Origin of the sequence: Cypionkella sp., from assembly GCF_036782355.1 — a bacterium.
GTDB lineage: Bacteria > Pseudomonadota > Alphaproteobacteria > Rhodobacterales > Rhodobacteraceae > Cypionkella.
Map to the genome: position 1 here is coordinate 1 of NZ_DAIPZF010000040.1, position 26,621 is coordinate 26,621.

32 protein-coding genes are annotated in these 26,621 nt (G+C 60.7%); 23 read left to right on the plus strand and 9 right to left on the minus strand.

The window, feature by feature from the left end:
* Positions 1-200 precede the first annotated feature (200 nt).
* A complete protein-coding gene (locus tag V7Q10_RS13310) occupies positions 201-617 on the minus strand; it encodes a VOC family protein (RefSeq protein WP_333869600.1) in 417 nt (138 codons plus the stop codon).
* Positions 618-954: 337 nt separating this feature from the next.
* On the opposite strand from V7Q10_RS13310, the gene V7Q10_RS13315 reads away from it, so the two are divergent.
* The 12 genes from V7Q10_RS13315 to V7Q10_RS13370 all read left to right on the plus strand — a co-directional run bounded on the left by V7Q10_RS13315 (position 955) and on the right by V7Q10_RS13370 (position 10,947).
* Positions 955-1,410 carry a universal stress protein gene (locus V7Q10_RS13315; protein ID WP_333869602.1) on the plus strand — a complete coding sequence of 152 codons (456 nt, stop codon included), beginning with the start codon at positions 955-957 and terminating at the stop codon, positions 1,408-1,410.
* 128 nt (positions 1,411-1,538) lie between these two features.
* Positions 1,539-1,688 carry a hypothetical protein gene (locus tag V7Q10_RS13320; RefSeq protein WP_333869603.1) on the plus strand — a complete coding sequence of 50 codons (150 nt, stop codon included), beginning with the start codon at positions 1,539-1,541 and terminating at the stop codon, positions 1,686-1,688.
* An 81-nt stretch (positions 1,689-1,769) separates the two neighbouring features.
* Positions 1,770-2,327, plus strand: coding sequence for a NifU family protein (locus V7Q10_RS13325; RefSeq protein ID WP_333869604.1), 558 nt, complete (start codon positions 1,770-1,772; stop codon positions 2,325-2,327).
* Entirely contained in the window at positions 2,317-2,931 is a 615-nt protein-coding gene (gene tsaB, locus V7Q10_RS13330) for a tRNA (adenosine(37)-N6)-threonylcarbamoyltransferase complex dimerization subunit type 1 TsaB (protein ID WP_333869606.1), read from the plus strand. The genes V7Q10_RS13325 and tsaB overlap by 11 nt, the downstream gene beginning before the upstream one ends.
* On the plus strand, positions 2,928-3,338 hold the full coding sequence (locus tag V7Q10_RS13335; RefSeq protein ID WP_333869608.1) for a GNAT family N-acetyltransferase: 411 nt from the start codon (positions 2,928-2,930) through the stop codon (positions 3,336-3,338). The genes tsaB and V7Q10_RS13335 overlap by 4 nt, the downstream gene beginning before the upstream one ends.
* 193 nt (positions 3,339-3,531) lie before the next feature.
* Positions 3,532-4,536, plus strand: a complete 1,005-nt coding sequence (locus V7Q10_RS13340) for a BMP family lipoprotein (RefSeq protein WP_333869609.1) — start codon at positions 3,532-3,534, stop codon at positions 4,534-4,536.
* A 79-nt stretch (positions 4,537-4,615) separates the two neighbouring features.
* Entirely contained in the window at positions 4,616-6,145 is a 1,530-nt protein-coding gene (locus tag V7Q10_RS13345; RefSeq protein ID WP_333869610.1) for an ABC transporter ATP-binding protein, read from the plus strand.
* A gap of 3 nt (positions 6,146-6,148) precedes the next feature.
* A complete protein-coding gene (locus V7Q10_RS13350) occupies positions 6,149-7,294 on the plus strand; it encodes an ABC transporter permease (RefSeq protein ID WP_333869611.1) in 1,146 nt (381 codons plus the stop codon).
* Positions 7,294-8,262: an ABC transporter permease gene (locus V7Q10_RS13355; protein ID WP_333869612.1), complete on the plus strand. Its 969-nt coding sequence runs from the start codon at positions 7,294-7,296 to the stop codon at positions 8,260-8,262. The genes V7Q10_RS13350 and V7Q10_RS13355 overlap by 1 nt, the downstream gene beginning before the upstream one ends.
* A gap of 99 nt (positions 8,263-8,361) precedes the next feature.
* Positions 8,362-9,168: a purine-nucleoside phosphorylase gene (locus tag V7Q10_RS13360; RefSeq protein WP_333869613.1), complete on the plus strand. Its 807-nt coding sequence runs from the start codon at positions 8,362-8,364 to the stop codon at positions 9,166-9,168.
* A gap of 76 nt (positions 9,169-9,244) precedes the next feature.
* Positions 9,245-10,171, plus strand: a complete 927-nt coding sequence (locus V7Q10_RS13365) for a sulfite exporter TauE/SafE family protein (RefSeq protein ID WP_333869614.1) — start codon at positions 9,245-9,247, stop codon at positions 10,169-10,171.
* Positions 10,168-10,947 carry a TIGR02186 family protein gene (locus V7Q10_RS13370; protein WP_333869615.1) on the plus strand — a complete coding sequence of 260 codons (780 nt, stop codon included), beginning with the start codon at positions 10,168-10,170 and terminating at the stop codon, positions 10,945-10,947. The genes V7Q10_RS13365 and V7Q10_RS13370 overlap by 4 nt, the downstream gene beginning before the upstream one ends.
* A 62-nt stretch (positions 10,948-11,009) precedes the next feature.
* Here the strand turns inward: V7Q10_RS13370 and V7Q10_RS13375 are convergent, their stop codons facing one another.
* From V7Q10_RS13375 to V7Q10_RS13385, 3 genes are read right to left on the minus strand one after another with little or no spacing between them, the layout of a single operon-like run.
* The gene (locus V7Q10_RS13375; RefSeq protein WP_333869616.1) at positions 11,010-12,314 is read right to left on the minus strand and encodes an MATE family efflux transporter; all 1,305 of its coding nucleotides are present in this window, start codon (positions 12,312-12,314) and stop codon (positions 11,010-11,012) included.
* Positions 12,311-12,775 carry a PaaI family thioesterase gene (locus tag V7Q10_RS13380; RefSeq protein ID WP_333869617.1) on the minus strand — a complete coding sequence of 155 codons (465 nt, stop codon included), beginning with the start codon at positions 12,773-12,775 and terminating at the stop codon, positions 12,311-12,313. The genes V7Q10_RS13375 and V7Q10_RS13380 overlap by 4 nt, the downstream gene beginning before the upstream one ends.
* Entirely contained in the window at positions 12,772-13,206 is a 435-nt protein-coding gene (locus V7Q10_RS13385) for a PaaI family thioesterase (protein ID WP_333869618.1), read from the minus strand. Before V7Q10_RS13385 ends, V7Q10_RS13380 begins: the two co-directional genes overlap by 4 nt.
* Positions 13,207-13,306: 100 nt before the next feature.
* On the opposite strand from V7Q10_RS13385, the gene V7Q10_RS13390 reads away from it, so the two are divergent.
* The 10 genes from V7Q10_RS13390 (at position 13,307) to V7Q10_RS13435 (ending at position 22,373) form a co-directional block, all read left to right on the plus strand.
* On the plus strand, positions 13,307-13,693 hold the full coding sequence (locus tag V7Q10_RS13390) for a MerR family transcriptional regulator (protein WP_333869619.1): 387 nt from the start codon (positions 13,307-13,309) through the stop codon (positions 13,691-13,693).
* Positions 13,694-13,817: 124 nt separating this feature from the next.
* On the plus strand, positions 13,818-14,207 hold the full coding sequence (locus V7Q10_RS13395; RefSeq protein WP_333869620.1) for a MerR family transcriptional regulator: 390 nt from the start codon (positions 13,818-13,820) through the stop codon (positions 14,205-14,207).
* Positions 14,208-14,215: 8 nt separating this feature from the next.
* On the plus strand, positions 14,216-15,979 hold the full coding sequence (locus tag V7Q10_RS13400; RefSeq protein WP_333869621.1) for an acyl-CoA dehydrogenase C-terminal domain-containing protein: 1,764 nt from the start codon (positions 14,216-14,218) through the stop codon (positions 15,977-15,979).
* Between the two features lie 27 nt (positions 15,980-16,006).
* Complete coding sequence (locus V7Q10_RS13405) at positions 16,007-16,216, plus strand: hypothetical protein (RefSeq protein WP_333869622.1); 210 nt, start codon at positions 16,007-16,009, stop codon at positions 16,214-16,216.
* A gap of 85 nt (positions 16,217-16,301) precedes the next feature.
* The gene (locus tag V7Q10_RS13410; RefSeq protein WP_333869623.1) at positions 16,302-16,937 is read left to right on the plus strand and encodes a glutathione S-transferase family protein; all 636 of its coding nucleotides are present in this window, start codon (positions 16,302-16,304) and stop codon (positions 16,935-16,937) included.
* Between the two features lie 9 nt (positions 16,938-16,946).
* On the plus strand, positions 16,947-18,158 hold the full coding sequence (locus V7Q10_RS13415; RefSeq protein WP_333869624.1) for an acetyl-CoA C-acetyltransferase: 1,212 nt from the start codon (positions 16,947-16,949) through the stop codon (positions 18,156-18,158).
* 2 nt (positions 18,159-18,160) lie between these two features.
* On the plus strand, positions 18,161-18,613 hold the full coding sequence (locus V7Q10_RS13420) for a hypothetical protein (RefSeq protein WP_333869625.1): 453 nt from the start codon (positions 18,161-18,163) through the stop codon (positions 18,611-18,613).
* Between the two features lie 103 nt (positions 18,614-18,716).
* A complete protein-coding gene (locus tag V7Q10_RS13425) occupies positions 18,717-19,187 on the plus strand; it encodes a cupin domain-containing protein (RefSeq protein WP_333869626.1) in 471 nt (156 codons plus the stop codon).
* Entirely contained in the window at positions 19,184-20,164 is a 981-nt protein-coding gene (locus tag V7Q10_RS13430) for a cupin domain-containing protein (protein ID WP_333869627.1), read from the plus strand. The genes V7Q10_RS13425 and V7Q10_RS13430 overlap by 4 nt, the downstream gene beginning before the upstream one ends.
* A gap of 25 nt (positions 20,165-20,189) precedes the next feature.
* Complete coding sequence (locus V7Q10_RS13435; RefSeq protein WP_333869628.1) at positions 20,190-22,373, plus strand: 3-hydroxyacyl-CoA dehydrogenase NAD-binding domain-containing protein; 2,184 nt, start codon at positions 20,190-20,192, stop codon at positions 22,371-22,373.
* A gap of 86 nt (positions 22,374-22,459) precedes the next feature.
* Here the strand turns inward: V7Q10_RS13435 and V7Q10_RS13440 are convergent, their stop codons facing one another.
* Genes V7Q10_RS13440 through V7Q10_RS13460 form a run of 5 tightly spaced genes read right to left on the minus strand, consistent with a single transcriptional unit; the run spans position 22,460 to position 25,739 of the window.
* The gene (locus V7Q10_RS13440) at positions 22,460-23,113 is read right to left on the minus strand and encodes a sulfotransferase family 2 domain-containing protein (RefSeq protein ID WP_333869629.1); all 654 of its coding nucleotides are present in this window, start codon (positions 23,111-23,113) and stop codon (positions 22,460-22,462) included.
* A gap of 15 nt (positions 23,114-23,128) precedes the next feature.
* Positions 23,129-24,070: a 2-hydroxyacid dehydrogenase gene (locus tag V7Q10_RS13445; protein WP_333869630.1), complete on the minus strand. Its 942-nt coding sequence runs from the start codon at positions 24,068-24,070 to the stop codon at positions 23,129-23,131.
* A complete protein-coding gene (locus V7Q10_RS13450) occupies positions 24,070-24,402 on the minus strand; it encodes a tRNA-binding protein (protein WP_333869632.1) in 333 nt (110 codons plus the stop codon). The genes V7Q10_RS13445 and V7Q10_RS13450 overlap by 1 nt, the downstream gene beginning before the upstream one ends.
* Positions 24,399-25,211, minus strand: a complete 813-nt coding sequence (proC, locus tag V7Q10_RS13455) for a pyrroline-5-carboxylate reductase (RefSeq protein WP_333869633.1) — start codon at positions 25,209-25,211, stop codon at positions 24,399-24,401. The genes V7Q10_RS13450 and proC overlap by 4 nt, the downstream gene beginning before the upstream one ends.
* 24 nt (positions 25,212-25,235) lie before the next feature.
* Positions 25,236-25,739, minus strand: coding sequence for a YbjN domain-containing protein (locus V7Q10_RS13460; protein ID WP_333869635.1), 504 nt, complete (start codon positions 25,737-25,739; stop codon positions 25,236-25,238).
* 482 nt (positions 25,740-26,221) lie between these two features.
* On the opposite strand from V7Q10_RS13460, the gene V7Q10_RS13465 reads away from it, so the two are divergent.
* Positions 26,222-26,563, plus strand: coding sequence for a hypothetical protein (locus V7Q10_RS13465; protein ID WP_333869636.1), 342 nt, complete (start codon positions 26,222-26,224; stop codon positions 26,561-26,563).
* Positions 26,564-26,621: the final 58 nt, after the last annotated feature.

Sequence of the window (26,621 nt, forward strand, 5' to 3'; positions counted from 1 at the left end):
ATGCAATGGGCGGCAACGCAGGCTTAGGAGGGCGGCAGCGGTTTGGGGTCAAGGCGGTGAGGGTTGCACCTGTTTCAAAAACAAGAGTTTTGGAACCAGGTGCAGTTTCCTGAAGCAGCCGCTCATCTATTATGCCGCGAAAGGCGGGAAAGGGTCCGCACTTTTTGATGCTGCGGTCCTCACGAGCACTTATCGTGGCATTATCCGTCGCGGCAAGGTTCACTCGGGTTGCTTGAGAACAGCGCGACCTTGTTTCCTTGTGGATCACGAAGGTAACCGACATAGAAATGCGGCCCATAGGAAGCTCGAAAACCGGGCCCGCCTTCGTCAGAGCCGCCTGCCGCAAGTCCGGCGGCGTGTAGGTCACGAACTTGTTTTTGCGACTGCGCCTGAAACGCAACCATAACGCCATTCCCAGATGAAGCCGATTGCCCATTGAAGGGGGACTTGACGTAGAAATCTGGTTGACCAGAAGGCACGCCCTGCTTTTCAGCCAGGATGTAGCTCAGGTCGCCATGATACTCTTCGAGACGGTAGCCAAGTGACGGCAGAAACGCCGAGTAGAAGCGTTCTGCCTGCGGCATGTCGTCTGCACCAACGCTGATGTAGCCAATCATATAATAAGGTTCCTCAAACAAGCTTCAGTGGCGGTGATGGTATCACCGTTCGACTAGAACCAACAAAAGCGGAAACAGCCGTTGAGGAAAAGGTGCGAAAGCTGACTTTTTCCAGCGCTACAGTCATGGCGCAGCCTGACCATGAGGATCGACGATGGGACTTTCAGCGGTTGAAAAACCACCCTTCCTTAAAAATGCCCCCCAATCAAACGTTGGTGCAGCGACAGCCTGAACAGCCCCCCCCACAAACACCCCCACACCCCGCCTGCATCCGCCCAACACTCCCTTGCCTTCGCAACGCCTTAGCGCCATGATCGCGCCGATAGGGGAGAGTTAAATGCGTAAGTTTTTGGTGGTTCTTGATGACAGCCGCGAATGCCTGAATGCGATGCGCTATGCTGCTCTGCGCGCCGCGAATACCGGCGCTGGGGTGCAGATCTTGTCGATCATCTCGCCCGAGGAATTTCAGCACTGGATCGGCATCGCCGATCTGATGCGCGCCGAAGCCCGCGAGCGGATCGAAGCGCATTTCGAGGTTTTTGCCAAATGGATGCGTGACAAGCAGGGCATAAACCCCGAGCTGATCATCCGCGAAGGCGATGCGGTGACCGAGATTTTGGCGCAAGTGAACGACGACCCCTCGGTCGGGGTCTTGGTGCTGGGGGCTGGCACCGATAAATCCGGCCCCGGTCCGCTGGTGACGCAGATGACCCGCAGTTCTGGCAACTTGCCGGTGCCGCTGACCATCGTGCCGGGGGATATGTCAAAAGAGCGGTTGGAAGCCATCACCTGACGCCGCCAAGGCCGCGCTTTGCAAGGCGGCTATGCGCCCCGCGCCTTGGGCAAGGGACGCATTTCGCTGTCGCGGGGGTGCGGTGGCGTGGTAAACCTGCGTCAGGGAGGACGAACCGGAGTTGCACGATGAAACCTGTCACAGCTATGCCCGCCGTCCCCGCCGCTGCCGAGCCTGTCTTGGCCTATTTCACCCCTGCGCCTGCGGCAAAACCTGCACTGGCCAAGCCCGCCGCTTCGGCGCTTGATCTGATGTATGGCTATTACGACGCGGCGTGATCCGCGTTTTAGAATAGCTCCAAACTTGACTTACCGGCGCAGCAAGCGCATACCCGACTGGAATAGTCGGAGAAAAAGACCATGTTCATCCAGACCGAATCCACACCAAACCCAGCCACGCTGAAATTCCTGCCGGGGCAAAGCGTGCTTGACCTTGGCACCGCCGATTTCCCCAGCCTTGAGGCTGCGGAAAAATCGCCGCTGGCCAAGCGCATCTTTGCAACCGGGCAAGTGGCGGGGGTGTTTTTTGGCGCCGATTTCATCACCGTGACCAAGGCCGAAGCCGCCGAATGGCAGCATATCAAGCCCGCAATCCTGGGCGCGATTATGGAGCATTTCCAGTCTGGCGCCGCCGTGATGGAAGGCGAATCGCAAGCAGCCCATGCCGCCCATGATGGCCCTGACGAAGACATCGTGCGTCAAATCAAAGAGTTGCTTGATACCCGCGTCCGCCCCGCCGTGGCGCAAGATGGCGGCGACATCACCTTTCACGGCTTTGACCGTGGCGTGGTCTATCTGCATATGAAGGGCGCTTGCGCCGGCTGCCCCTCGTCTACCCTGACGCTGAAAATGGGCATCGAGAACCTGCTGCGCCACTATATCCCAGAGGTGCTAGAGGTGCGTCCCGTTGCGGCCTGAGACGATTTTGGCCTTTGACACATCGGCGGCGCAATGCGCCGCCGCTTTGCTATGCGATGGCAAGATAACGCTGCAAATCGAGCCGATGGACAAGGGCCAAGCCGAACGCTTGGTGCCTTTGCTGACCGAACTGCTGGCGTCACAGGGGCTGCAATGGTCTGATCTGACAGCGATTGCCGTGGGCACGGGGCCGGGCAATTTTACCGGGGTTCGCATCTCGGTTGCCACCGCGCGCGGGCTTGCGCTGGGGTTGGGCATCCCTGCGATTGGCGTCACACGGCTTGAGGCCACAGCCTTTGGCCATCCGCTGCCGATCACCGTGGTCGAAGACGCGCGGCGCGGCGATGTCTATGTGCAAAGCTTTACCGCTGCGGGGCCGCTGCCCGCATCTCTTGAGCCTGCCAGCGACCCAATCACCGGCCCGCAAACCGGCACCGGCTGCGAAGGTCTGCCCGAGGTCATGCCCTTGGTCGAGGCGATTGCCCGCATTGCCGCCAGCCGCAGCGCCAGCCCGCAGCCACGCCCTGCGCCGTTTTATCTGCGCGGCGCGGATGCAGCCCCGCCGTCTGACCCGCCGCCGCGCATTCTTGACGCAGCGCTATGACAGCCGCCGAGATGGCAGCGATTCATGCCGCCTGCTTTGTCACCCCGCGCCCTTGGTCTGCCGCCGATATCACCGCCACGCTGGACAGCGCTTTTGCCTTTGTGCTGAGCGAGCCGCAGGGGTTCTTGCTTGGCCGCGCCGTCGCGGGCGAGGCCGAACTGCTGACCCTTGCCGTCGCCCCAGAGGCCCGCAACCGCGGCATCGGTGGCCGTCTGGTCGCGGCTTTCCTGGCCGAAGCCATGGCGCGCGGGGCCGAATCAGCCTTTCTTGAGGTCTCGGCCGCGAATCTGCCCGCGCAGCGGCTTTACGCCGCCAAAGGCTTTGAACTGCAAGGCAAACGCCGCGCCTATTACCAAACACCCGAGGGGGATCGGCTGGATGCTCTGGTTCTGACCTGTCGCCTTTAAAGACCGGAACGATACCAATTACCGACCAAGTGATCTAATTTTCAGCACCAGATGCGCGCGCGCCCCGCCGCCGCCAGATTCCTATTGACCCTCTGGCAAAGCACTGTCCTAAATCGCCTACGAACTGCCCGCGATGGCTGCCAAAAGGCGGCCTTGCAGAGGGCGGCACCGATAAACCTAACGGGAGACGACCATGACCCTGATGAAAAACCTGATGGGTGCTGCGGCAACGCTGGCACTGACCGCAGGCCTTGCAAGTGCAGAGCCCGCAATCATTTATGACCTTGGCGGCAAATTCGACAAATCCTTTAACGAGGCAGCTTTCAACGGCGCCGAGAAATGGGCGAAAGAAACCGGCGGCACCTATAAAGAGCTGGAAATGCAGAACGAAGCCCAGCGCGAGCAGGCGCTGCGGTCTTTGGCCGAAGAGGGTGCAAACCCGATCGTCACCACCGGCTTTGGCATGTCTGACCCAATCGCGGCTGTGGCGGCTGATTTCCCTGACACCAAATTCGTCACCATCGACGGCTGGGTCGACCCTGCTGCGCATCCAAACGTGCTGACCATCGGCTTTTCCGAACATGAAGGTTCGTATCTGGTTGGCATGATGGCGGCGATGGCGTCGAAAACCGGCACCGTCAGCTTTATCGGCGGCATGGACATTCCGCTGATCCGCAACTTTGCTTGTGGCTATGCGCAGGGTGCCAAGGCTGTGAAGCCTGATGTCACCTTCATCTCGTCGATGACCGGCACCACCCCTGCGGCTTGGAACGATCCGGTCAAGGGCGCGGAACTGGCCAAGGCGCAAAAGGCCCAAGGTTCTGATGTGATTTTCGCGGCGGCTGGCGGCACCGGTGTTGGCGTTCTGCAAGCAGCGGCTGACGAAGGCATCCTGTCGGTGGGCGTTGACAGCAACCAGAACTACCTGTTCCCCGGCAAAGTGCTGACCTCGATGCTCAAGCGCGTTGATGTGGCCGTCTATAACTCGATGAAGGCAGGCGATGCGCTGGACACCACCACGCAAACGCTTGATCTGAAAGCAGATGGCGTTGGCTATGCGATGGATGACAACAACGCAGCACTGGTCACCCCAGAGATGAAAGCCGCGGTCGACGCCGCCGCTGACAAGATCAAATCGGGCGAGCTGGTCGTGCATGACTACCGCACCGACAACATGTGCCCTGCGGCAGAGTTTTGATCTGACCAAACCAAAGCTGGCCGCGCAGAGCAATCTGCGCGGCCGGTTTTTTTAGCGGCCCCGCCGCAGGAGAAAGCCGATGACCCAAGCCGCTATTCAGCTGAAAGGCATCTCCAAGGCCTTTGGGACTGTGCAGGCCAACCGCGATATCAATATCTCGGTCGCCAAAGGCACGATCCACGGCATCATCGGCGAAAACGGCGCGGGCAAATCCACCCTGATGTCGATCCTTTACGGCTTTTACAAAGCCGACGCGGGCCAGATTTTTATCAACGGCCAGCCCACCATTATTCCTGACAGCCAAGCCGCCATTCGCGCCGGTATCGGCATGGTGTTTCAGCATTTCAAGCTGGTGCAGAACTTTACCGTGCTGGAAAACGTCATTCTGGGCGCCGAAGACGGCCCCTTGTTGAACGCAAGCCTGACCAAAGCGCGCAAAGTGCTGATGGATTTGTCGCGCGAATACGAGCTGGATGTGCATCCCGATGCGCTGATCCAAGATCTGTCGGTCGGCCATCAACAGCGGGTCGAAATCCTGAAGGCGCTTTATCGTCAGGCCGATATCCTGATCTTGGACGAACCCACCGGCGTGCTGACCCCGGATGAGGCTGACCATCTGTTTCGCATCCTGCGCGGGCTGAAAGCGCAGGGCAAAACCATCATCCTGATCACCCACAAACTGCGCGAGATCATGGAGACCACCGACAACGTCTCGGTGATGCGGCGCGGCACGATGGTCGACACAGTGAAAACCGCCGAAAGCACGCCCGAGTCGCTGGCCGAGCTGATGGTGGGCCGCAAAGTGCTGCTCGAGGTCGAGAAAAAGCCCGCAACCCCCGGCGAGGTGGTGCTTTCGGTGCAAGATCTGCATATGCGCGACGAACACGGGGTGGAACGGCTGAAAGGCATCAGCTTTGACATTCGTGCCGGCGAAATCCTTGGCATCGCAGGCGTGTCGGGCAATGGTCAATCCGAACTGCTGGAAGCCTTGGGCGGCTTTGGCGCGGCCACGGGCGTGATCACGCTCAAGGGGCAAGTGCTGCCGCTGTCAGGCCCGCAGGCCAATGGCCAAAGTCGGCGCGAGGCTGGCATCGCGCATGTGCCCGAAGACCGCCAGCATCTGGGCCTGATCATGGATTTCGCGGCTTGGGAAAACACCGCTTTTGGCTATCACAACGATGCGAAATACCAAAAGAACCGGCTTTTCATGGATAACGAGGCCCTGCGCGCCGATACGGCGGCGAAAATGGCCACCTTTGATGTGCGCCCACCGATCCCTGCGCTTGCGGCCAAACATTTTTCGGGCGGCAATCAGCAAAAGCTGGTCGTGGCGCGCGAAATCGAACAAGACCCCGACCTGTTGCTGATCGGTCAACCCACCCGCGGCGTCGATATCGGCGCGATTGAGTTCATTCACAAACAGATCGTGGCGCTGCGCGATGCGGGCAAAGCGGTGCTGCTGGTCTCGGTCGAGCTGGACGAAATCCTCAGCCTGTCGGACCGCATTGCGGTGATGTTTGACGGCCAGATCATGGGCTTTGCCGATCCAGAAACCACCAACGAGCGCGCGCTTGGCCTGATGATGGCCGGTGTCGCGGGGAAGGCCTAAGCCATGACAAAGCTGCCACAATGGGCCGATATCGTTCTGGTGCCGCTGATCAGCCTTGTGCTGGCGGCGATTGTCTCGGCGCTGGTGCTGCTGTCAATCGGGCAAAGTCCGGTCGAGGCGATCTCGATCATGGTCGATGGGGCTTTTGGCTCGGCCAATGGCTGGGGCTATACGCTTTACTATGCCACCAGCTTTATGTTCACCGGCCTTGCGGTGACAGTGGCCTTTCACGCGGGCCTGTTCAACATCGGCGGCGAGGGGCAGGCGCAGCTGGGGGGGCTTGGCGTGGCGCTGGTCTGCCTTGCACTGCCTTGGCCGCATTGGACCTTGGCCCTCTTGGCGGCCAGCCTTGGCGGGGCGGCCTTTGGCGCGGCTTGGGCGGCGATTCCGGCCTATCTGCAAGCCAAACGCGGCAGCCATATCGTGATCACCACGATCATGTTCAACTATATCGGCGCGGCCTTTATCATCTATATGCTGGTCGATGTGCTGCGCCCGCCGGGCCAACAAGACCCTGCTACGGCAAAGTTCCCAGCCGGCACGCATTTGCCCGCCCTCTCTGACATCCCCATGCTGCGCGAGCTGTTCGCGCGCTGGAACGCTGACGGCACGCCCAAGCTGACCAAGGCGGGCATCCAGATGTATTCCAACGTGCCCGCCAATGTGACACTGTTTATCGCCATTGCCGCCTGCTTTGCGGTCTGGGCGCTGCTGTGGCGCACAAGGCTTGGCTACCAGATCCGCGCCTTTGGCAAATCCGAAGCCGCCTCGCGCTATGCCGGTATCAATCCGGTCAAGATCACCATGATCGCCATGCTGATCTCGGGCGGGCTCGCGGGGCTGATGGCGATCAACAATGTGATGGGGGCCTCGGGCAGATTGCTGCAAAACTCGGCCGAGGGTGCCGGCTTTATCGGCATCGCCGTGGCGCTGATGGGGCGCAATCACCCGATTGGGGTGTTTCTGGCGGCGATCCTGTTCGGCTTTCTCTATCAAGGCGGCGCGGCGCTTGGCCTGCACACCACGATCCCGCTGGAAATGCGGCTGGTGGTGCAGGGTCTGGTGATCCTGTTTACCGGAGCCTTGGATCAAATGGTGCGGATGTTGCTGGCATGGGCCTTCAGCCTTGGCAAGAAAAGGACAGCCTGATGGATTATGATACCCTGATGCAGATCCTTGGCTCCACGGTCCGGCTTGGCACGCCTTTGCTGCTGGCCTGCCTTGCGGGCCTGTTTTCCGAACGCTCTGGCGTGTTTGACATCGGACTGGAAGGCAAGATGCTGGCCGCAGCCATGGCCGCAGCCACCGTCGCCTTCATGACAGGCTCTGCTTGGATCGGGCTTGGCGCTGGCATTGTGGCCTCGCTGCTGTTCTCCGCCCTGCACGGGCTTGCCTCGATCACCTTCAAAGGCAATCAGCTGATTTCCGGCGTGGCGCTGAACTTTCTGGCCTCGGGGCTGACAGTGCTGATCGCCCAAGCCCTGTTCAAACAAGGCGGGCGCACCCCTGCCCTTGCTGGCGATGCCCGCTTTAACCCGATTGATCTGCCCTTTGCCGAGGCGCTGAAAGACCTGCCCTTGCTTGGCCCGCTTTACGCCCAAGTGATCTCGGGCCATTCCATCCTCGTCTATGCAGCCTTCGCCGCCGTGCCCCTGTCGTGGTGGCTGCTCAACCGCACCCGCTTTGGCCTGCGCCTGCGCGCGGCGGGCGAAAACCCCGCTGCCCTCGATACTGCCGGCGTCTCGGTGGTGCGCATGCGCTATGCCGCGCTCTTTATCACCGGCGTGCTCTGCGGCCTTGCCGGTGCCTATATGGCCACCGCCCTGCAAGCAGGCTTTGGCCGCGAGATGACCGCAGGCCGTGGTTATATCGCCCTTGCCGCCCTGATCTTTGCCAAATGGCGTGCCCTGCCCGCCTTGGGCGCCACCATGCTGTTTGGCTTTTTCCAAGCCCTCGCCCTGCGCCCCGATGTGGTCGAAGCCGTCACCCATGTGAAAATCTCCGGCTCCTTCCTCGATGCCCTGCCCTATATCCTCACCGTCATCGCCGTGGCAGGCTTCATCGGCAAATCCATCCCGCCACGCGCAGGCGGCGAACCCTATGTCAAAGAACGCTAACGCCCGCTGCTTTCATCTTGGCGCAAATATCCCACGGGGGCAGGCCCAAAGGGCCGCGGGGGTGTGAAACCCCCGTCCCCACCACTCAAGGACCACTCGATGTCAGACCAAATCGTCGCCCTCACCCAGCTTGTGCACGCCCGCGCAGGATCCGCCCCGATCGAGCTTGGCCTGATCCTCGGCTCCGGCCTTGGCCATCTGGCAGACGCGGTCGAGGGTGTGGCGATCCCCTATGCCGATCTGCCGGGCTTTCCCCATGTCGGGGTCTCGGGCCATAACCCAAATCTGGTGATCGGCACGCTGGAAGGCCGCCGCGTCGCGGTCTTTGGCGCGCGCGAGCATTACTACGAGAACGGCAACGCCGCCGCGATGCGCCTGCCGCTTGGCCTGCTCAAGGCGCTGGGGGCCAGCCAACTTATCGCCACCAATGCCGCAGGCTCGCTCTGCCCTGATATGCGCCCGGGTGATCTGATGCTGCTCAGCGATCACATCAATTTCTCCGGCCTTAATCCGCTGATCGGCGAGAAAACCGACGCCCGCTTTGTGCCGATGACCACGGCGCATGATGCAGATCTGCGCGCAGCCCTGCGCGCCAGCGCAGCGGCGGTGGGGGTGGCGCTGCCCGAAGGCGTTTATGCTTGGTACTCGGGCCCCTCGTTTGAAACCCCCGCTGAAATTCGCGCCATCAAAATTCTGGGTGGCGATGCTGTCGGCATGTCCACGGTGCCCGAGGTAATCTTGGCACGGTTTCTGGGTCTGCGGGTTGCCGCCATTTCCACCATCACCAATATGGCCGCCGGCATGTCTGACGAACAGATCAGCCACGAACACACCAAAGCTATGGCCCCCATAGGTGCGGCGAAACTGGAACAGGTTCTGCGGCATTTCCTGCGTCAGGCGATTTAGATCATGCAAGGGTTTGACAAGCTGCGAAAAACCCCGCATCCCTAGGGAAAGCCACACTTTCACTAGGCCCGCGGCCATGCAGATTTACCTCCCCATCGCCGAGGTTTCGATCAACGCCTTTCTTCTGTTGGGCTTGGGCGGAATCGTCGGCTTTTTATCCGGCATGTTTGGCGTTGGCGGCGGCTTTCTGATCACGCCACTTTTGCTGTTCATTGGTGTGCCCGCAGGGGTTGCTGTGGCCACGGGGGCCAATCAAGTCGTTGCCTCGTCGATCTCGGGCATGTTGGTGCAGATGAAGCGTCGCGGCGTCGATTTTCGCATGGGCATGGTGCTGTTGATCGGCGGGTTGATCGGCTCGTTCATCGGCGTGCAGGTCTTTGCTTGGATGACGGCACTTGGCCAGATTGACCTGTTTGTGCAGCTGTCTTATGTGCTGTTTCTGGGGCTGATCGGCGGGCTGATGTTTGTCGAAAGCCTGCGCAGCATTCTGCGCAACCGCAAGCAGGGCGTGGCGATGCCGGTGCGACGCTCGCATGTCCACACTTGGGCGCACCGCTTGCCATTCAAGATGAAGTTTCGTGTCTCGGGCCTTTATGTCTCGATCATCCCTCCCCTGCTGATTGGAGCGTTGGTGGGTCTGCTATCAGCCTGTATGGGGGTTGGCGGCGGCTTTATCCTTGTGCCTGCAATGATTTATCTGCTGGGCGTGCCCACCCGCGTTGTCGTTGGCACCTCGCTGTTTCAGATTATTTTTACCACCGGCTTCACCACCCTGATGCATGCGGTCAACAGCCAGACCGTCGATATGGTGCTGGCTCTGCTGCTGATCGTCGGCGGCGTGATCGGCGCGCAGATCGGGGCTTTGGTCTCGACACGGCTGCAAGCCGAACAGCTGCGCATTCTGCTCGCGCTTTTGGTGATCTCGGTCTGCTTCAAGATCGCATTGGATCTGCTGCTGCAACCGGCCGAGCTGTTCTCGATTACGCCTTTGGTGCTGCCATGAGGCGGCTTTGGGCTCTGACGCTGCCTCTCGCTCTGGCCCTTGCCAGCCTGCCACAGCTGACCGGCGCCGAGGAACAGATCGTCACCGGCCTCAGCCAAAATCGGGTCGAGATTACAGCCAATTACGACGGGTCAAATATCTTGATCTATGGTGCCGTGAAACGCACCGCGCCCCCTCCCGAAGGCCCAAGGCTCGAGGTGATCGTCACCGTCGAAGGGCCAGCGCAACCCTTGGTGCTGCGGCGCAAGGAAAAGGTCGCGGGCATCTGGATCAACCAATCCGCCGTCACCATCAGCTCGGCCCCCAGCTTTTACGCGGTCGCCACCACTGGCCCCTTTACCGAGATTCTGTCGCATACCGATGATCTGCGCTATCGCATCAGCCTGCCGCAAGTGATCCGCGCCATTGGCATCACCGCCGAGGCCGCCGATTCCCCCGATTTCGTCGAAGCGCTCAAACGCATCCGCATGAATGAAGACCGCTATCACATCGCTATCGGGCGGGTGCAGTTGCTGCAAGAAACCCTGTTTCGCGCCGATGTCGAACTGCCCGCCAACCTCAGCGATGGCAATTACAAAGTGCGGCTGTTTATTCTGCGCGGTGGTCAGGTCATCGACCGCCAAGACCGCTATATCGGCGTGCGCAAGGCGGGGATGGAGCGAGATCTGTTCAATCTCGCGCATGAGCAACCCTTGCTTTATGGTGTGATTTCATTGCTGCTCGCCGCCTTTGCCGGCTGGGCCGCCTCCGCCGGTTTCCGCTATATGCGCCGCTAAGGCCGCGCGCCAAAGCCTGCGCGGGGGGCTCGATGCCCCGCGCGCAGGCCCCCCCGCTCAGGTCATCCCAAAGCCTGCGCCAAGGCCGGAAAACCGCGCCGCAGTGTCACCAGCCGCATCAGGTTCAGCACCATCAGCGCGCCCCAAAGCCCGTGATTGCCCGCCAAGGGCACCAAAACCAGCAAGGCCGCGACATAGCAGGCCACCGAAACCGCCATCGCCCGCAGCATGGCTTGGGTGCGCAGCGCGCCAATATAGACGCCGTCATAAATCCAAGACCCCACCCCGACCAAAGGCGCAATCGCAAGCCAGGGCAGATAAATCGCGGCCTCGGCCCGCACATCCGGGGCCGTGGTCATCAGCGCGATAATTGGCGCTCCGGCCAGCGCAAAGATCAGCGCCAAGACCGCAGCCCCCGCCAGCCCCAACTGCATCGAAACCGCCGTCGCTCGGCGCAATTGCCCCACCGCCCGCGCGCCCACCGCTTGGCCCACCAGCGTTTCGGCGGCAAAGGCAAAGCCATCCAAGCCATAGGCGGTGATCTCTAGAAACTGCATCAGCACATGATTGGCCGCCAAGGTCACATCGCCAAAGCCCGCCGCCAAAAAGATGAAACTGGTGAACGACAGTTGCAGCAGAACCGAGCGCAGCATGATGTCGCGGCTGGCGCCAAACATCTTGCGCAGCGCCATCGGGTCGCGCAGCCGTGCCAGCGCCGCGCCAAGCTGCGGCCCAAACACCGCGCGCAACAGCCACAGCCCCAGCAAAAGCCCCGAATATTCCGCGATCAAAGTTGCCTGCGCCACCCCGGCGATGCCCCAGCCCAGCTTCAGCACAAACAGCATATCCAGCCCAACGTTCAGCCCGTTTTGCACCAGTTGCAACAGCAACACCGCCCGAGTGCGCTCGGCCGCAATCAGCCAGCCTGTAACCGCATAAAGCATCACTGTCGCAGGCGCGCCCCAAATCCGAATGCTCAAGTAGAGCCGCGCTGCGGCCTCGACCTCGGCGCTGGCAGGGGCGACCCAAAGCGCTGCGCCAAACAGCGCGCCTTGCAAGCCCACCAGGATCAGCCCTGCCGCCGCCCCGATCATCAAAGCACGCAGCAAGACCGCGTCGCGCTCGACCCTGTCGCCCGCCCCCATCGCTTGGGCAGCAAGCCCCGAAGTCGACATCCGCAAAAAGCCAAAGATCCAGTAAAACGTCGCCAAGATCATCGCGCCAAGGCCGACGGCGGCCAAGGGGGCGGCCTGCCCGATCTGACCAATCACCGCCGTATCGACCGCACCCAGCAGCGGTATCGTCGCGTTGGAAATCACAATCGGCAGCGCAATCCGCAACACCCGCGCATGGGTGATCGCTGTCATGCCGCAGCCCCCGCCATCAAAAACCGCCCCGAGCCCAGCGCAAAGGGCCGCGTCGCATCCTCTTGCCAGGCCTCGACCTGCACGCTGGCATAGCGCCGCCCAATCCGGTTCACGCTTGCGCGCGCAAAGGCGGGCTTGGCCTGACCGCTGCGCAGATAATCGACGCCAAAGTTGATGGTTTTCGGCAAGACGGGTGCCGCGTCCTTGAGATCAATGCGCCCTGCCGCGATTTCGGGCAACAGGCTGGCATAGGTCAGGCTGATCAGCGCCGTCACCTCTAAAAACGCCGCCGTCACCCCGCCATGCAGGGCGGGCACCGAGGGGTTACCAATCAGCATCGGCTGAAACGGCAAGCTGGCCAAAACCCCCGCCTCTTGCAAACAAAATTCGATGCCCAGAAACTGAATATAGGGCACATCACGCACCAAAGCCGCCAAGATCTGCTCTTCCTGCGCGCTCATATCCCAGCCCCGCTGCTGCGCTGAATGGCAAAGGCGCCTGCGGCCATCGCCACAGGTCGGCTTTGATCGTCGTCATAGGCCGTCACCCGCACGAAAGCCACGGTCTGGGTAACGTGATGACATTCTGCTTTGGCCACAATGCTTTGCCCCGGGGTCGCGGGCCGCATGTAATCAATCCGCAAATCCAAAGTCGCGGTCGAAATCGGTGCCGCCGGATGGCTCATCACCGCGGTGCCGCTGGCAGTGTCCATCAGCGCCGAGACAGCGCCACCATGCAGCACCCCCGTGGCCGGATCGCCGACCAGCCGCGCATCCCATGGCATCACCATCGTCGCCGTGCCCGCCCCCAATTCCGTAAGCTCCATCGCCAAAGCCGCCGCATGGGGCAAGGCCGCTGTGAACTGACGCGCGAATTTCAACCTGTTTTCCATGCCGCCATAATCCCTTGCAGCCGCCAAAGCGCAAGACCCCGACAGGGAAATCTTGCGCCTGCCCAAGCGCCAGCCTAGTCTGCGCCCAAAGGAACCCAGCATGACCGACAGCCGCCTAAGCTTTAAAGAGATGTGCGCGCGTTTCGACGTCACCCCGCGCACCCTGCGCTATTACGAATATATCGAGCTGCTTGCTCCCGAAAAAGATGGCCGCGCGCGCTTTTATACCCCGCGCGAGGTTGCCCGCATGACCCTGATCCTGCGCGGCCGCCGCTTTGGATTTAGTCTGGAAGAGATCCGGCAATGGCTGATGATCTATCAGCAAAAGGGCACCCAGCCGCAGCTGCAAGAATGGGTCGCCATGGCCGACCGTCAGTTGCAGGCCCTAAGCCAGCAACAAGAGGCGCTTTCCGCCGCCATTGCCGATCTGCGCGCCCTGCGCGACACCGCCGTGGCAGATCTGGCCAAGCTACCGCCGCAGACCTAGGGCGGTTTTCCGCCCGACCCGACGTCATCTGCCAGAATGACGCGACGTTACATTTACGTTAACGTCAACCTGACACATATAGTATCCTAACGGCTCCAGAGTGGGCCTGCTGAAGGATGCTGGCATGACCGATACTTTGACCATCAGGCAAATGTGCGACACCCATAATGTCACCCCGCGCACCCTGCGGTTTTACGAAGCAAAAGAGCTGCTGACCCCAATCCGGCAGGGCTCTAAACGCCTTTATACCCGCAAAGACCGCGCCCGCTTGCAGCTGATTTTGCGCGGCAAACGCTTTGGCTTCAGCCTCGAAGACATCCGGCAATTGCTGGATATGTATGATCACAACGGCAGCAATCAGGGGCAACTGCAACGCACCTATCAACTGGCGCAAGACCGTATCGCCCAGATGAAGGCGCAGGCCGCCGAACTCAGCCTTGCCATCCATGACCTTGAAACCGAAATGCGCGGCGTCGCAGCCACTCTTGCCGCCTTCCGCACAACCGCAGAATAGGACAGCCCATGCCCAGCTACACAGCCCCCGTCAAAGACATGCAATTCCTGCTGCATCAGGTGCTGAACGTCAGCGCCAGCGAAATCGCAGGCTACGCGGATCTGGACGAAGCCTTCACCGCCGCCGTTTTGGAAGAGGCGGGCAAGGTTGCCAGCGATCTGCTCGCCCCGCTGAACGCCAGCGGCGACCGCGAGGGTTGCGCGCTGGAAAACGGTGTCGTGCGCACGCCCAAAGGCTTTAAAGCCGCCTTTGCCGCGATGAAAGACGGCGGCTGGACAGCGCTTGACTGCGACCCTGCCTATGGCGGCCAAGGCCTGCCCTATCTGATGGGCACCGCGGTGGGCGAGATTTTCGTTTCGGCCAATATGGCCTTTAACATGTACCAAGGCCTGACCCATGGCGCCTATTCGGCGATCCACACCCACGGCACAGAGGCACAAAAGCAAACCTATCTGCCCAAGCTGATCTCTTGCGATTGGACAGGCACGATGAACCTGACCGAACCGCATTGCGGCACCGATCTTGGCCTGATGCGCACCCGCGCCGAACCGCAAGACGACGGCAGCTATAAGATCACCGGCACCAAGATCTTTATCTCGGCCGGCGATCACGATCTGGCCGAAAACATCATCCACCTTGTGCTGGCCAAAGCCCCGGGTGGCGGCGAAGGCACCAAGGGGATTTCGCTGTTTATCGTACCAAAGCTGCTGGTCGGTGCCGATGGCGGCTTGGGCGCGCGCAACGCCGTCTCGGTCGGTAAGATCGAAGACAAAATGGGCATCCACGGCAATGCCACCTGCGTGATGAACTATGACGGCGCCACCGGCTACCTGCTGGGCGATCTGCACAAAGGCATGCGCGCGATGTTCACCATGATGAACGAAGCCCGCCTTGGCGTCGGCCTGCAAGGCTATGCCGTGGCCGAAGCCGCCTATCAAAATGCCGCAGCCTATGCCCGCGACCGCCTGCAAGGGCGCGCCGTGACAGGGGTGCAAAACCCCACAGGCCCAGCCGATGCGCTGATCGTTCACCCCGATATTCGCCGCAGCCTGATGGATCAGAAATCCTTTGTCGAAGGCGCGCGCGCTTTCACCTTCTGGTCCGCTCAGATGATCGACGCCTCGGTGCGCAACAAGGACGCCGATGCCGAAGGCCTGGTGTCACTGCTGATCCCGGTGCTGAAAGGCTTTCTCACCGACCGCGGCTTCGAGACGGCGGTGCAGGCCCAGCAAATCTGGGGCGGCCACGGCTATATCGAGGATAACCCGATGTCGCAATTTGTCCGCGACGCCCGCATCGCCCAAATCTACGAAGGCGCAAACGGCGTGCAAGCGCTGGATCTGGTTGGCCGCAAATTAGCGCAAGACGGCGGCAAGCATGTCATGGCCTTCTTTGATCTGATCAAAACCTTCCTCAAGCAAAACGCCGATGACCCGCAGATGTCGCCCTATCTTGAACCGCTGAAAAAAGCCTCCAAAGACGTGCAGGCCGCCGCAATGTTCTTCATGTCCCAAGCGGCAAAAAATCCCAATGCCGCGCTGGCAGGATCCTATGATTTCATGCTGATGATGGGCCATACCTGCTTGGGCCTGATGTGGGCCAAAATCGCCAAAGCCGCGCTTGCGGCCACCACAGACCCCGATTTCCACAATGCCAAGCTGATCACCGCGCGCTATTATATGACGCGTCAGCTTCCCGCGACTGCGCTGCATCTCGCCCGCATCGAAAGCGGCGCCGATCCAGTGATGGCTTTGCCCGAAGCGGCGTTCTAAGCTGCCCTAAATTCAGAGAGGACCGCCATGCCAAAACGCTTTCGCCTCACCCGTCGCTTTCCGGTCGCCATGACCGAAGACGGCTACCGCCGCCTGAAAACCTTCGCGCGCGAGGCCGGTCTGGACGAGGGCGAAGCACTGTCCTTTCTGTTTGAAAACTACAGCAGCGTCATCCATCACGACAATCTCACCCACCGCCTGCGCCTGTTCAATGCCGAACTCGAAAGCCGTAAATAACCGTTTCATCTGTCTAAAAATATCCCACGGGAGCGCGAGGGTGTGAAACCCTCGCTCCGACCGCAGTCTCAAAGGACCACCGTTCATGACCGCAAAACTCTACTGCTTTGGCGAATCCGGCAATGCTTACAAATGCGCCCTTGCCCTGACCTTCGCCGATATGGACTGGGAACCGATCTATGTCGATTTCTTCAACGGCGGCGCGCGCACGCCGGAATTCCGGGCGATCAATGAAATGGGCGAGGTGCCGGTGCTGCTGGATGGCGAGACCACACTGACGCAATCCGGCGTGATCCTCGATTACATCTCCTCCAAAACCGGCAAGCTTGGCGGCAAATCCGCAGCCGAGCGCCGCGAGGTGCTGCGCTGGCTGTTTTGGGACAACCACAAATTCTCGACCATGATCGGCAACACTCGGTTTTTGATGAACTTCCTGCCCGCCGACAAACGCCCCGAAGCGGTGATCACCTTTCAGCAAGGCCGCCTGAAAGCCGCCTACGCGGTGCTGAACGATCACCTGACCCAGCGCACTTGGGTCGCGGGCGAGGCGATGACCATCGCCGATCTGTCCTGCGCGGGCTATCTTTACTATCCCGAACCCTTTGGCTTTAACCGCGCCGACTGGCCTGCCATCGCAGCTTGGCTTGACCGAATCGCCGCCACCCCCGGCTGGAAGCATCCCTATGATCTGATGCCCGGCAATCCTTCCGATCGCGCATAGGAGCCCGTCATGACCGATGCCTATATCTACGACGCCGTCCGCTCGCCGCGCGGCAAAGGCCGTGCAGACGGCTCTTTGCATGAACTCACCTCGGTGGCGCTTTCGGCCAAGATCCTGAACGCGCTGAAAGACCGCAACGGGCTGGAAGGCCATGCCGTCGAAGATGTGATCTGGGGCAATGTCACCCAGGTGGGCGAACAGGGCGGCTGTCTTGCCCGCTCGGCGGTCTTGCTGTCTGATCTAGATGAATCGATCCCAGGCCTTGCGATCAACCGCTTTTGCGCCTCGGGGATGGAGGCGGTCAATCTGGCGGCCAATCAGATCAAGGGCGGCGCCGGCCGCGCCTATATCGCCGGCGGGGTCGAGATGATGGGCCGTGTCGCCATGGGCTCGGATGGGGCGGCGATTGCGGTCGACCCAACGCTGGCGATGAAGACCTATTTCGTGCCGCAAGGCATCTCGGCCGATATCATCGCCACCCAATACGGCTTTACCCGCGACCAAGCCGACGCTTTGGCGGTGCAATCGCAAGCCCGTGCGGCAGCGGCTTGGGCCGACAACCGCTTTGCCAAATCCATCATTGAAATCAGCGATCAAAACGGCCTGCCGATCTTGGCCCATGACGAATATATGCGCCCCAAGACCGATATGCAGACGCTTGGCGCGCTCAAGCCCGCCTTCAAAGACATTGGCGAAAGCATGCCCGGTTTTGATAAGGTGGCGCTGATGAAATACCCGCATCTCGAGCGGATCAACCATATTCACCACGCGGGAAATTCCTCGGGCATCGTTGACGGCGCTGCGGCTTTGCTGATTGGCAATGCTGAATTTGGCCGCGCCCACGGCCTTAAGCCCCGCGCCCGCATCCGCGCCACCGCGAAAATCGGCTCGGACCCCACCATCATGCTGACAGGACCCGTGCCTGCGACAGAAAAGATCCTGCGTGACAGCGGCCTAAGCATCAAGGACATCGACCTTTTCGAGGTAAACGAGGCTTTTGCCGCCGTGGTGCTGCGGTTTCAGCAGGCCTTTGACGTCGACCCTGCGCTTGTCAACGTCAACGGCGGTGCGATCGCCATGGGCCACCCTTTGGGGGCGACAGGGGCGATTATCATTGGCACCCTGTTGGATGAGCTGGAGCGCAGCGACAAGACCCTTGGCCTTGCCACCCTCTGCATCGCCAGCGGCATGGGCGCGGCCACCATCATCGAGCGGCTTTAGCCATGCCGATCAGGGCCTTCGATCAGATCGCAGACGCGCTGACCGCGGCCCTGATCGCTGGCGATTTTGCCGCCTATCGCAGCCTGATGGACTTACCGCTTAAGATCAGCACACCTTCGGGGCAAAGTTACCTGTTGCAAAGCGAAGACGCCTTGCAACAGGATTTTGACGCTTATGTTTCGGTGATCAGCGCCAATGGCGTCACCGATATCTACCGACAGATCTTGGGTTTTGATCTCAGCCAAACAGGCGAGATGCAGCTTCGATGTCTGACCCATATCATGGCCAAGGCGCGACGCTTGATCGCGCCGTTTGAGACGCATTTCCATCTGCATCAAACCAAAGACGGCTGGCGCATCAACTTTATAGAAAGCTCTGAAGATCATATCAAATGGACGCTAGGCCAGACGCCGCTTGCAGGCCAAAGCCCGACAGAGTCAAAGGATGGCGCATGATCGAGCGCGGCCAGCTCCTTACGTTCCAAACGACGCGGCAGATGCTGACTCTTAATTCATATTGGCCAGATCTGCCCCCTGCCTGCTGTGTAAAAGGTGCCCCATGCCCAAGCTTGACCTGACAAAAGTGCCGCTAAAAACCGGATCAATCTACCCCGTTCCCTATGCGGATCTGATGGCGGGCCGCGCAAGCCTGCGCTTGGGCGAAGCGGGCGGGTTGACGCAATTTGGCGTCAATCTGGTGACGCTGCAACCGGGGGCTTTGTCGTCGCTGCGCCACTGGCATCTGGTCGAGGACGAGTTTGTGATGATCACCGCCGGCGCATGCGTGCTGGTAGAAGATGGTGGTGAGACGCTGATGCGCACCGGCGATTGCGCCGCTTTTGCCGCCAATACGCCCGATGGGCATCACTTTCTCAACCGCAGCACCTCCCCTGCCAGCTTTCTGGTCATCGGCAGCAAAGCCCCGCGCGAGGTCGTCACCTATAGCGACGTCGATCTGGTGGTGACGATGGCCGAGGGCCGTGCCGATTTCAGCTATAAAGACGGCAGCTGCTATGCGGGGCCCAGATGATCGTTCACCCCGATCTTGCGCCCGTCAGCCGCGCCGATGGGCTGGAAACCCAGCATCTTTCGGTGGCGGGGGGCCTGCGCCAGTTTGGCGCCTACGTCGAAACCTTGGCCAAGGGGGCTTGGTCGTCCAACCGGCATTGGCACGAGGCAGAAGATGAATTTTTATTCGTATTGGACGGCACCGCCACTTTACATGACGACAACGGCCTGACCGATCTGACCCAAGGCGATGCAATCACTTGGCGACAGGGCGAGCCCAACGGCCATCATGTCACCAACCGCTTTGACACGCCGCTGCGCTATCTGATCGCGGGCGCGCGCGCGGGCTTTGACACCTGCCACTATCCCGACAGCGGCAATCGGCTGCAAACCGGCGCAAGTCGGTGGCAGCTGTTTGACAGCCAAGGCCTGCTGCTGCGCGCAGGCGATAACCCACCCGAGCTGTGCAATCTGCCACCGGCCTGGGGCTTTGCCTATGATGGCAGTCGCTTGCCGCAGATCCATCGCGCCCAAGGCCGCGCTTGGGTGTTGGAAGACGCCTATAGCCACCCGATCCTTGGCGGCGGCCTTGGCCCCTATCTGCATTGCGTCTTGGGCGACGCGGGCGGCCTGTCGCAATTTGGCGCGCATCTGGAACGCCTGCCCGCGGGCTCGGGTTCAAGCTTTCGGCATTGGCACGAGGCCGAGGATGAAATGCTGCTGCTGCTTGCAGGCACCCCCAGCCTGATCGAAGACCAAGAGACTGTGCTTGCCCCGGGTGCGGTGCTGTGTTGGCCCGCAGGCAGCCCAATTGGCCACCGGCTGGAAAATCGCGGGCAGACCGAGGCGCTTTACCTGACACTTGGCACGCGGCTTGACCGCGATGTCATCCACTATCCCGACCATGATCTTATCACCCAAAAAGACGGCGCTTTGCGTCACTATCTTCATGCCGATGGCAGGCCTTGGGCGGCGCAAACCCCGCCCCAACCTGCTTGATGCCCTTCGTTAAAGGAACCGCGCAATGACCGATTTCACCTATGCCATGGACGCCGACGGCGTTGTCACCCTATCTTGGGATGTTGTGTCCAAGTCGATGAATGTGATGTCGACCGCCAGCTTTTTGCAGCTGTCGCAGATGGTTGATCGCGCCTTGGCCGACCCAGAGGCCCGCGGCATCATCATCACCTCGGGCAAAAAGGATTTCGCCGGCGGCATGGATCTGAACGTCATCGCCGAGATGCGCGCAGGCGGGGCCAAGGCGATTTTCGACGGCGTGATGGGGATGCACGGCGTGCTGCGCAAGATTGAACGCGCGGGGATGGACCCAAAGACCCTTAAGGGCGGCAAGCCGATTGTCGCGGCCCTGCCGGGCACAGCGCTTGGCATCGGGCTCGAATTGCCACTGGCCTGCCACCGCATCATCGCCGCCGATAACCCCCGCGCCAAAATCGGCCTGCCCGAAATCATGGTCGGCATCTTTCCGGGCGCAGGCGGCACCACCCGGCTTGCGCGCAAATTGGGCGCGATGATGGCCGCGCCCTATCTGCTGGAAGGCAAGCTCTCTGATCCAAAAGCCGCCCGCGCCGCTGGCCTGATCGACGAAGTCGTGGCCCCCGAAGACCTGCTTACCCGCGCCAAGGCCTGGGTTCTGGCCGCCACCGACGCCGATCTGGTGAAACCATGGGACGCCAAGGGCTATAAAATGCCCGGCGGCGCGCCCTATCACCCCGCAGGCTTTATGACCTTTGTGGGTGCCTCGGCGATGGTGCTGGGCAAAACCATGGGCGTCTATCCCGCCGCCCGCGCCCTGCTTGCCGCCGTCTACGAAGGCGCGCTGGTGCCCTTTGACACCGCGCTTAAGATCGAGGCGCGCCAGTTCACCTCTGTGCTGATGAACCCCTCGTCTTCGGCGATGATCCGCAGCCTCTTCATCAACAAAGAAGCGCTGGAAAAAGGCGCGAACCGCCCCGCTGTCACCGATCAAACGGTGCAAAAACTGGGGGTGATCGGCGCAGGCATGATGGGGGCTGGCATCGCCTATGTTGCGGCCAATGCGGGCATTTCGGTGGTGCTGATCGACGCCGATCAAACCGCCGCCGACCGTGGCCGTGCGCATTCGGAAACCCTGCTCGACAAAGGCATCGCAAGGCGCAAAGTCACGCCCGAGAAAAAGGCCGAGGTGCTGGCCCGCATCACCGCCACCACCGATTACGCAGCCCTTGCCGGCTGCGATCTGATCATCGAAGCGGTGTTTGAAGACCCCAAGATCAAAGCCGAGGTCACCGCCCGCGTCGAAGCCGCCGTTGGCCCCGACTGCATCTATGCCTCCAACACCTCCACCCTGCCGATCTCGATGCTGGCCAAGGCCAGCCAGCGCCCTGATCAATTCATCGGCATCCATTTCTTCAGCCCCGTCGACAAAATGAATTTGGTCGAGATCATCAAGGGCGCCCAAACTGGCGACCGCGCCGTGGCCAAAGCGCTGGATTTCGTCCGCGCCATCCGCAAAACCCCAATCGTGGTCAATGACGCGCGCTTTTTCTACGCCAACCGCTGCATCATCCCCTATCTGAACGAAGGCATGCGGATGCTGGCCGAAGGCGTCGAACCCGCGCTGATCGAAAACGCCGCCAAATTGGTCGGCATGCCGCTTGGCCCGCTGCAATTGGTCGATGAAACCTCGATTGATCTTGGCGTCAAAATCGCCAAAGCCACCCGCGCCGCGATGGGCGAGGCCTACCCCGACAGCGCCGTCGACGCGGTTCTGTTCTGGATGGCGGATCAAGGCCGTCTGGGCAAAAAATCCAACGCAGGCTTTTACGCCTATGACGCGTCCGGCAAACGCGAAGGCCTCTGGCAGGGTCTTGCGGCCCAGTTCCCGCATCGGCCCGACCCAGATCTTGCCACCGTGCAGCACCGCCTGCTGATGGCCCAGGTGCTCGAAGCCGTGCGCGCACTGGAAGACGGCGTTCTCACCGACATCCGCGAAGGCGACGTCGGCGCGATCCTCGGCTGGGGCTTCGCACCTTGGTCCGGCGGCCCGTTCAGCTGGCTCGACATCCTCGGCGCCGCCCGCGCGGTCGAGATCTGCGATGGCCTCACCAACAGCTTCGGCCCCCGCTTCACCCCGCCAAAACTGCTGCGCGACATGGCCGCCTCAGGCGAAAGCTTCTACAGCCGCTTTGCCAAAGACAAAGCCGCCTGATCCTTTCATCTTGGCATAAATATCCAAAAACCACCGCCGCCCCCAAGCGCCCCGCCACAAAACCACTCCAGTCGTGGCGGGCGCGCCTAAGGTTCAAACAAGTAGCCAAAGCGCGCAATATCGGCCGCACATAACCCCGCAATCAGATCCGCATCGGCGTCCCTATAGTACCCCCGCCAATCACGCGCCCGATCCGAGGCGTTTTCCCGCGCCAAAGGCGTCAGCCGAAAGCCCAGATGCGCCTCAAAGGGCGCAAGATCCGCCTCCAGATGCTCAAGCCGCGCGTAAAGACTGGCGCGCTCTCTCCCCGCGCCATCGCGCATATAGGCGCCGTAGGGCCAAAGCCGCAGTGCGGTCTGCGTTGTCTCATGGCGCAAAAACCCGCTGAAATCCAAGGCCTTGGCCAAAGCCACTGCCGGATGCGCAAAGCTTTGTGCCTGCAACCAATGATAGTAGCTGACCATGCGGTCCCAAGGGTTGCGCACCAAAGTCAGGGTAAAGAACGCCTCGATCTCGGCCGCCGTCACCAGCCCCTCGATATCGGCGAGGGTCGCGTGTTTCCACAGCCGCCCGGCCGAGGCCACCCCCCGCAGCCGCGCCTTGCGGGCCTGCGCTTTGGGGGTGTCGCCGATCAGAATATCCTCTTTCATCGCCCGCTTTTCCAGCGCCAGCGTCAGCGCGGTGCCGCCAGTTTTCGGGATATGCACAAAGATAAAGCGCCGCCCGCGCGAGATGATCATCGCCCCAAGCCGCGCCTAGACGGCATTGGGCAGCGTGCCGCCCTCCAGATGCGCGATCAGGTTTTCCAGCGCCATCATCCCCATATCAACCCGCACTTTCTCGACCGCCGTGCCCAGATGCGGCAGCAGCGTGACGTTTTGCATCTGCATCAACGCGGGCGAGATTTGCGGCTCGCGCTCATATACATCCAGCCCCGCGCCTGCGATTTTGCCCGCAGCCAGATGCGCCACCAGCGCCGCCTCTTCTATCACATCGCCGCGCGCAATATTGATCAAGATCGCATGCGGCTGCATCTGCGCCAGCGTTTCGGCATTGATCAAATGCCGCGTTGCAGGCCCACCCGGCACCGCGATCACCACGAAATCGGCCTGCAAAACCTGCTCCAGCGGCAGTTGCCGCGCGGGCAGCCCAGCCTCGGTTTGCGAGCGGTTGTGATAAATCACCTCCATGCCAAAGCCATAGTGGCAGCGCCGCGCAATCGCCTTGCCGATCCGCCCCATGCCGATGATGCCCACGGTCTTGCCGCTGACCATCGCGCCCAGAAACTGCGTCGGATGCCAGCCCTGCCATTGGCCCGCCCGCACCAAGCGCTCGCCCTCGCCTGCCCGCCGCGCGGTCATCAGCATCAGCGTCAGCGCCACATCTGCGGTGGCTTCGGTGACGGCGCCGGGCGTATTGGTCACAGCAATGCCCGCCGCGCGGGCAGCCGCGACATCGATATGATTATAGCCCACACCAAAATTCGCCAAAAGCTTGGCGCGCGGCGTGACATCGGCAAAGACCTGCGCCGAGAACAGATCGCCCAAGGTTGGCAGCACCACATCGTAATCGGTCAGCGCCGCGCGCAGCTCGGCATCCGACAAAGGCTGCGTGCTGGCGCGCGCGGTCACCTCAAAACGAGCGGCAGCGGCCTGCATGACTTGGTCCGGCAGCGGCCGTGTGATCAACAAACGCATCAAAACATCCTTCCGCCCAAGGGCACTTGTTGCGAGGGGGCAAGCAGCACCACCTCTCCATCTTCATCTGGCACCCCAAGCACCAGCACTTCTGACATCACCGGCCCAATCTGGCGCGGCGGAAAGTTCACCACCGCCAAAACCTGCCGCCCGATCAGCGCCTCGATCGTATAGTGTTTGGTGATCTGGGCCGAGGATCTTTTCTCGCCAATCTCGGGCCCAAAATCGACCCAAAGCCGAAAGGCGGGCTTGCGGGCTTGCGGAAAAGGCTCGGCCCGCGTGATCCGGCCCACACGAATATCGACCTTTTCAAAATCGGCGTAGCTGATCATTTGCCCAGCTCGCGGCCGCGTTCGGTGGCGGCGGCAACCGCGCGGGTCAGCAGCGGGCCAAAGCCGGTCTCTGCATCCATCAGCACCGCCAGCGCCGCAGCCGTGGTGCCGCCGGGCGAGGTGACATTGATCCGCAACTGGCTGGCAGCTTCGGCCGACTGATAGGCCAATTCCCCCGCGCCACAGACTGTGGCCCGCGCCAATTGCATCGCGACATCGGCCGAAAGCCCCTGCGCCTGCCCCGCTGTCGCCATCGCTTCGATCAGATGAAACACATAGGCAGGCCCCGAGCCTGACACGCCAGTCACCGCATCAATCTGATGCTCGCCTTCCAGCTCGACCACCTGTCCCACCGCCTGCATCAAGCTGCGCGTCAGCGCCAAGCCCGCGGCCCCGGCAAATTCATTGGCGCAAATGCCAGTAATGCCGCGCCCCACCATCGCAGGCGTATTCGGCATGGTGCGCACGATCGGCGTTTGCGCGCCCAAGGCTTCGGCAAACGTCGCAATCGAGGTGCCCGCGGCAATCGAGACAAACAGCGTCTTGCCATTGCCCAAGGCCTGCAAAGCCGGCAGCGCCGCCCCCATCATCTGCGGCTTTACCGCCAAAAGCGCCACCGCAGGCGCTGCGGGCACGCCTTTGTTCAAATGCACGCCGCTTGCTTGCAACCAGTCCGAGGGATGCGGCTCGATCACCCAAACGCTTTGCGCAGGCACACCAGCCGCCAGCCATCCCGTCAGCAGCGCTGTCCCCATTTTGCCACAGCCAAGCAAAACCAGCCCATCGCGGGCCACCATATCAAGTGTCATCGCAAACTCCCTTTTCAGGGCAGGTTAGGCGCGCCCGTAGGCCTCTGCAATAGCCACGCGCATCGCATCTGCGGGCGATTTATCCGCCCAAGCCACCAGTTGGAACGCCGGATAGAACCGCTCGGCGGCGGTGACGGCAGCAGCGATCAGGCGATCAATCTGCTCGGACCCCGCGATCTGCCCGCCCGCAAGACATAAACCATAGCGCCAAACCATCAGCTTTTGCTCGCTCCAATAGGTAAAGGCGCCGGTCCAGACCATGTCATTGCAACGGTTCAGCACCTCGTAAAGCGCCGCCATTTTCTCTAGCGGCGGCTCCATTTCAAAGGTGCAAATCAGCCGCAGCGTCTCGTCTTGCTCCGACCAAGCCAGCGTCAGCGAATAGGTGCGCCACTGGCCTTCAACCGCCATTGCGATCTGATCATCGGTGACGCGGTCAAACTCCCAAGCATGCTGGGCTGCCAAATTCTCGACGATGTCGATCGGGTGGATGTCATCACTGAACAGGTAGTCATCGGAAAGCGACATGCTCGACCTCACTATGGTGGCCTTGTCATGGGGATAACCACTAAAGGCAGGTCGCCTCGCAAATTGCAGCGAAGCAAGGCGTGACCCTTACTAGATATGGTGTCTGCAAAGCGAAACCCTGTAAAGCGTTTTCTGGCAAAATCTTCTGTGGACAAAATGCCTGACATGGCTCGAAGGCATGAGCTGGTCGGCATGACATGGGGCAGAACAGATTGCCACAGACTGCCCCGCGCTGGCCAAACAAGCATTAAAATTAAGACCGAGGCGAGGGCGCGGCAGGGCTTTTATTTGAGAAAACTCCCAACTCAACCTTAAGAATTAAACGAAAATTATAGGAAAATTATTTAGAAATGCCGAGTTTCCAATTAACAACAGGTATGAGCATCCCGAATTGCATCAAAAAATTACATTTAAAAAACTAGTATTTATTTATCTTACAATTAGCCTACAACTAAGTATAAGGCTTAGATCAAGGTGGTGCTATGCTGGGCAAAGAGATAAATACCGTCAGATCGATTACGCATAAAGACAAGCTTTCGAAGTTTTACAGGTCACAAACGCGCTGGGAACTTTTGCTTTTGGTGCGGTCGCTGCAAGACACTGAAGAAGTGGGCATTTGGAGCTATATTGAAATGCTGCAAACCCGCACCGAAAGCCACATGACCATGTATCAATTCATAAAAGATCGCATCGCGGATGGCAGTTTTATCGTCGTGGAAAGTGGCAAGAAAAGCCGAAAAGTTGTCAAACTCTCTGACGACTTAGATCAAGAGTTAACAGCCTATCTAAGCCGCCGTTATGGCCAAGACGCCGCGTCAAAATAAGATCTAGAAATACACAACATTTTCAAAAATTAACTTAAAATTTCAAGATGTTTGTCTA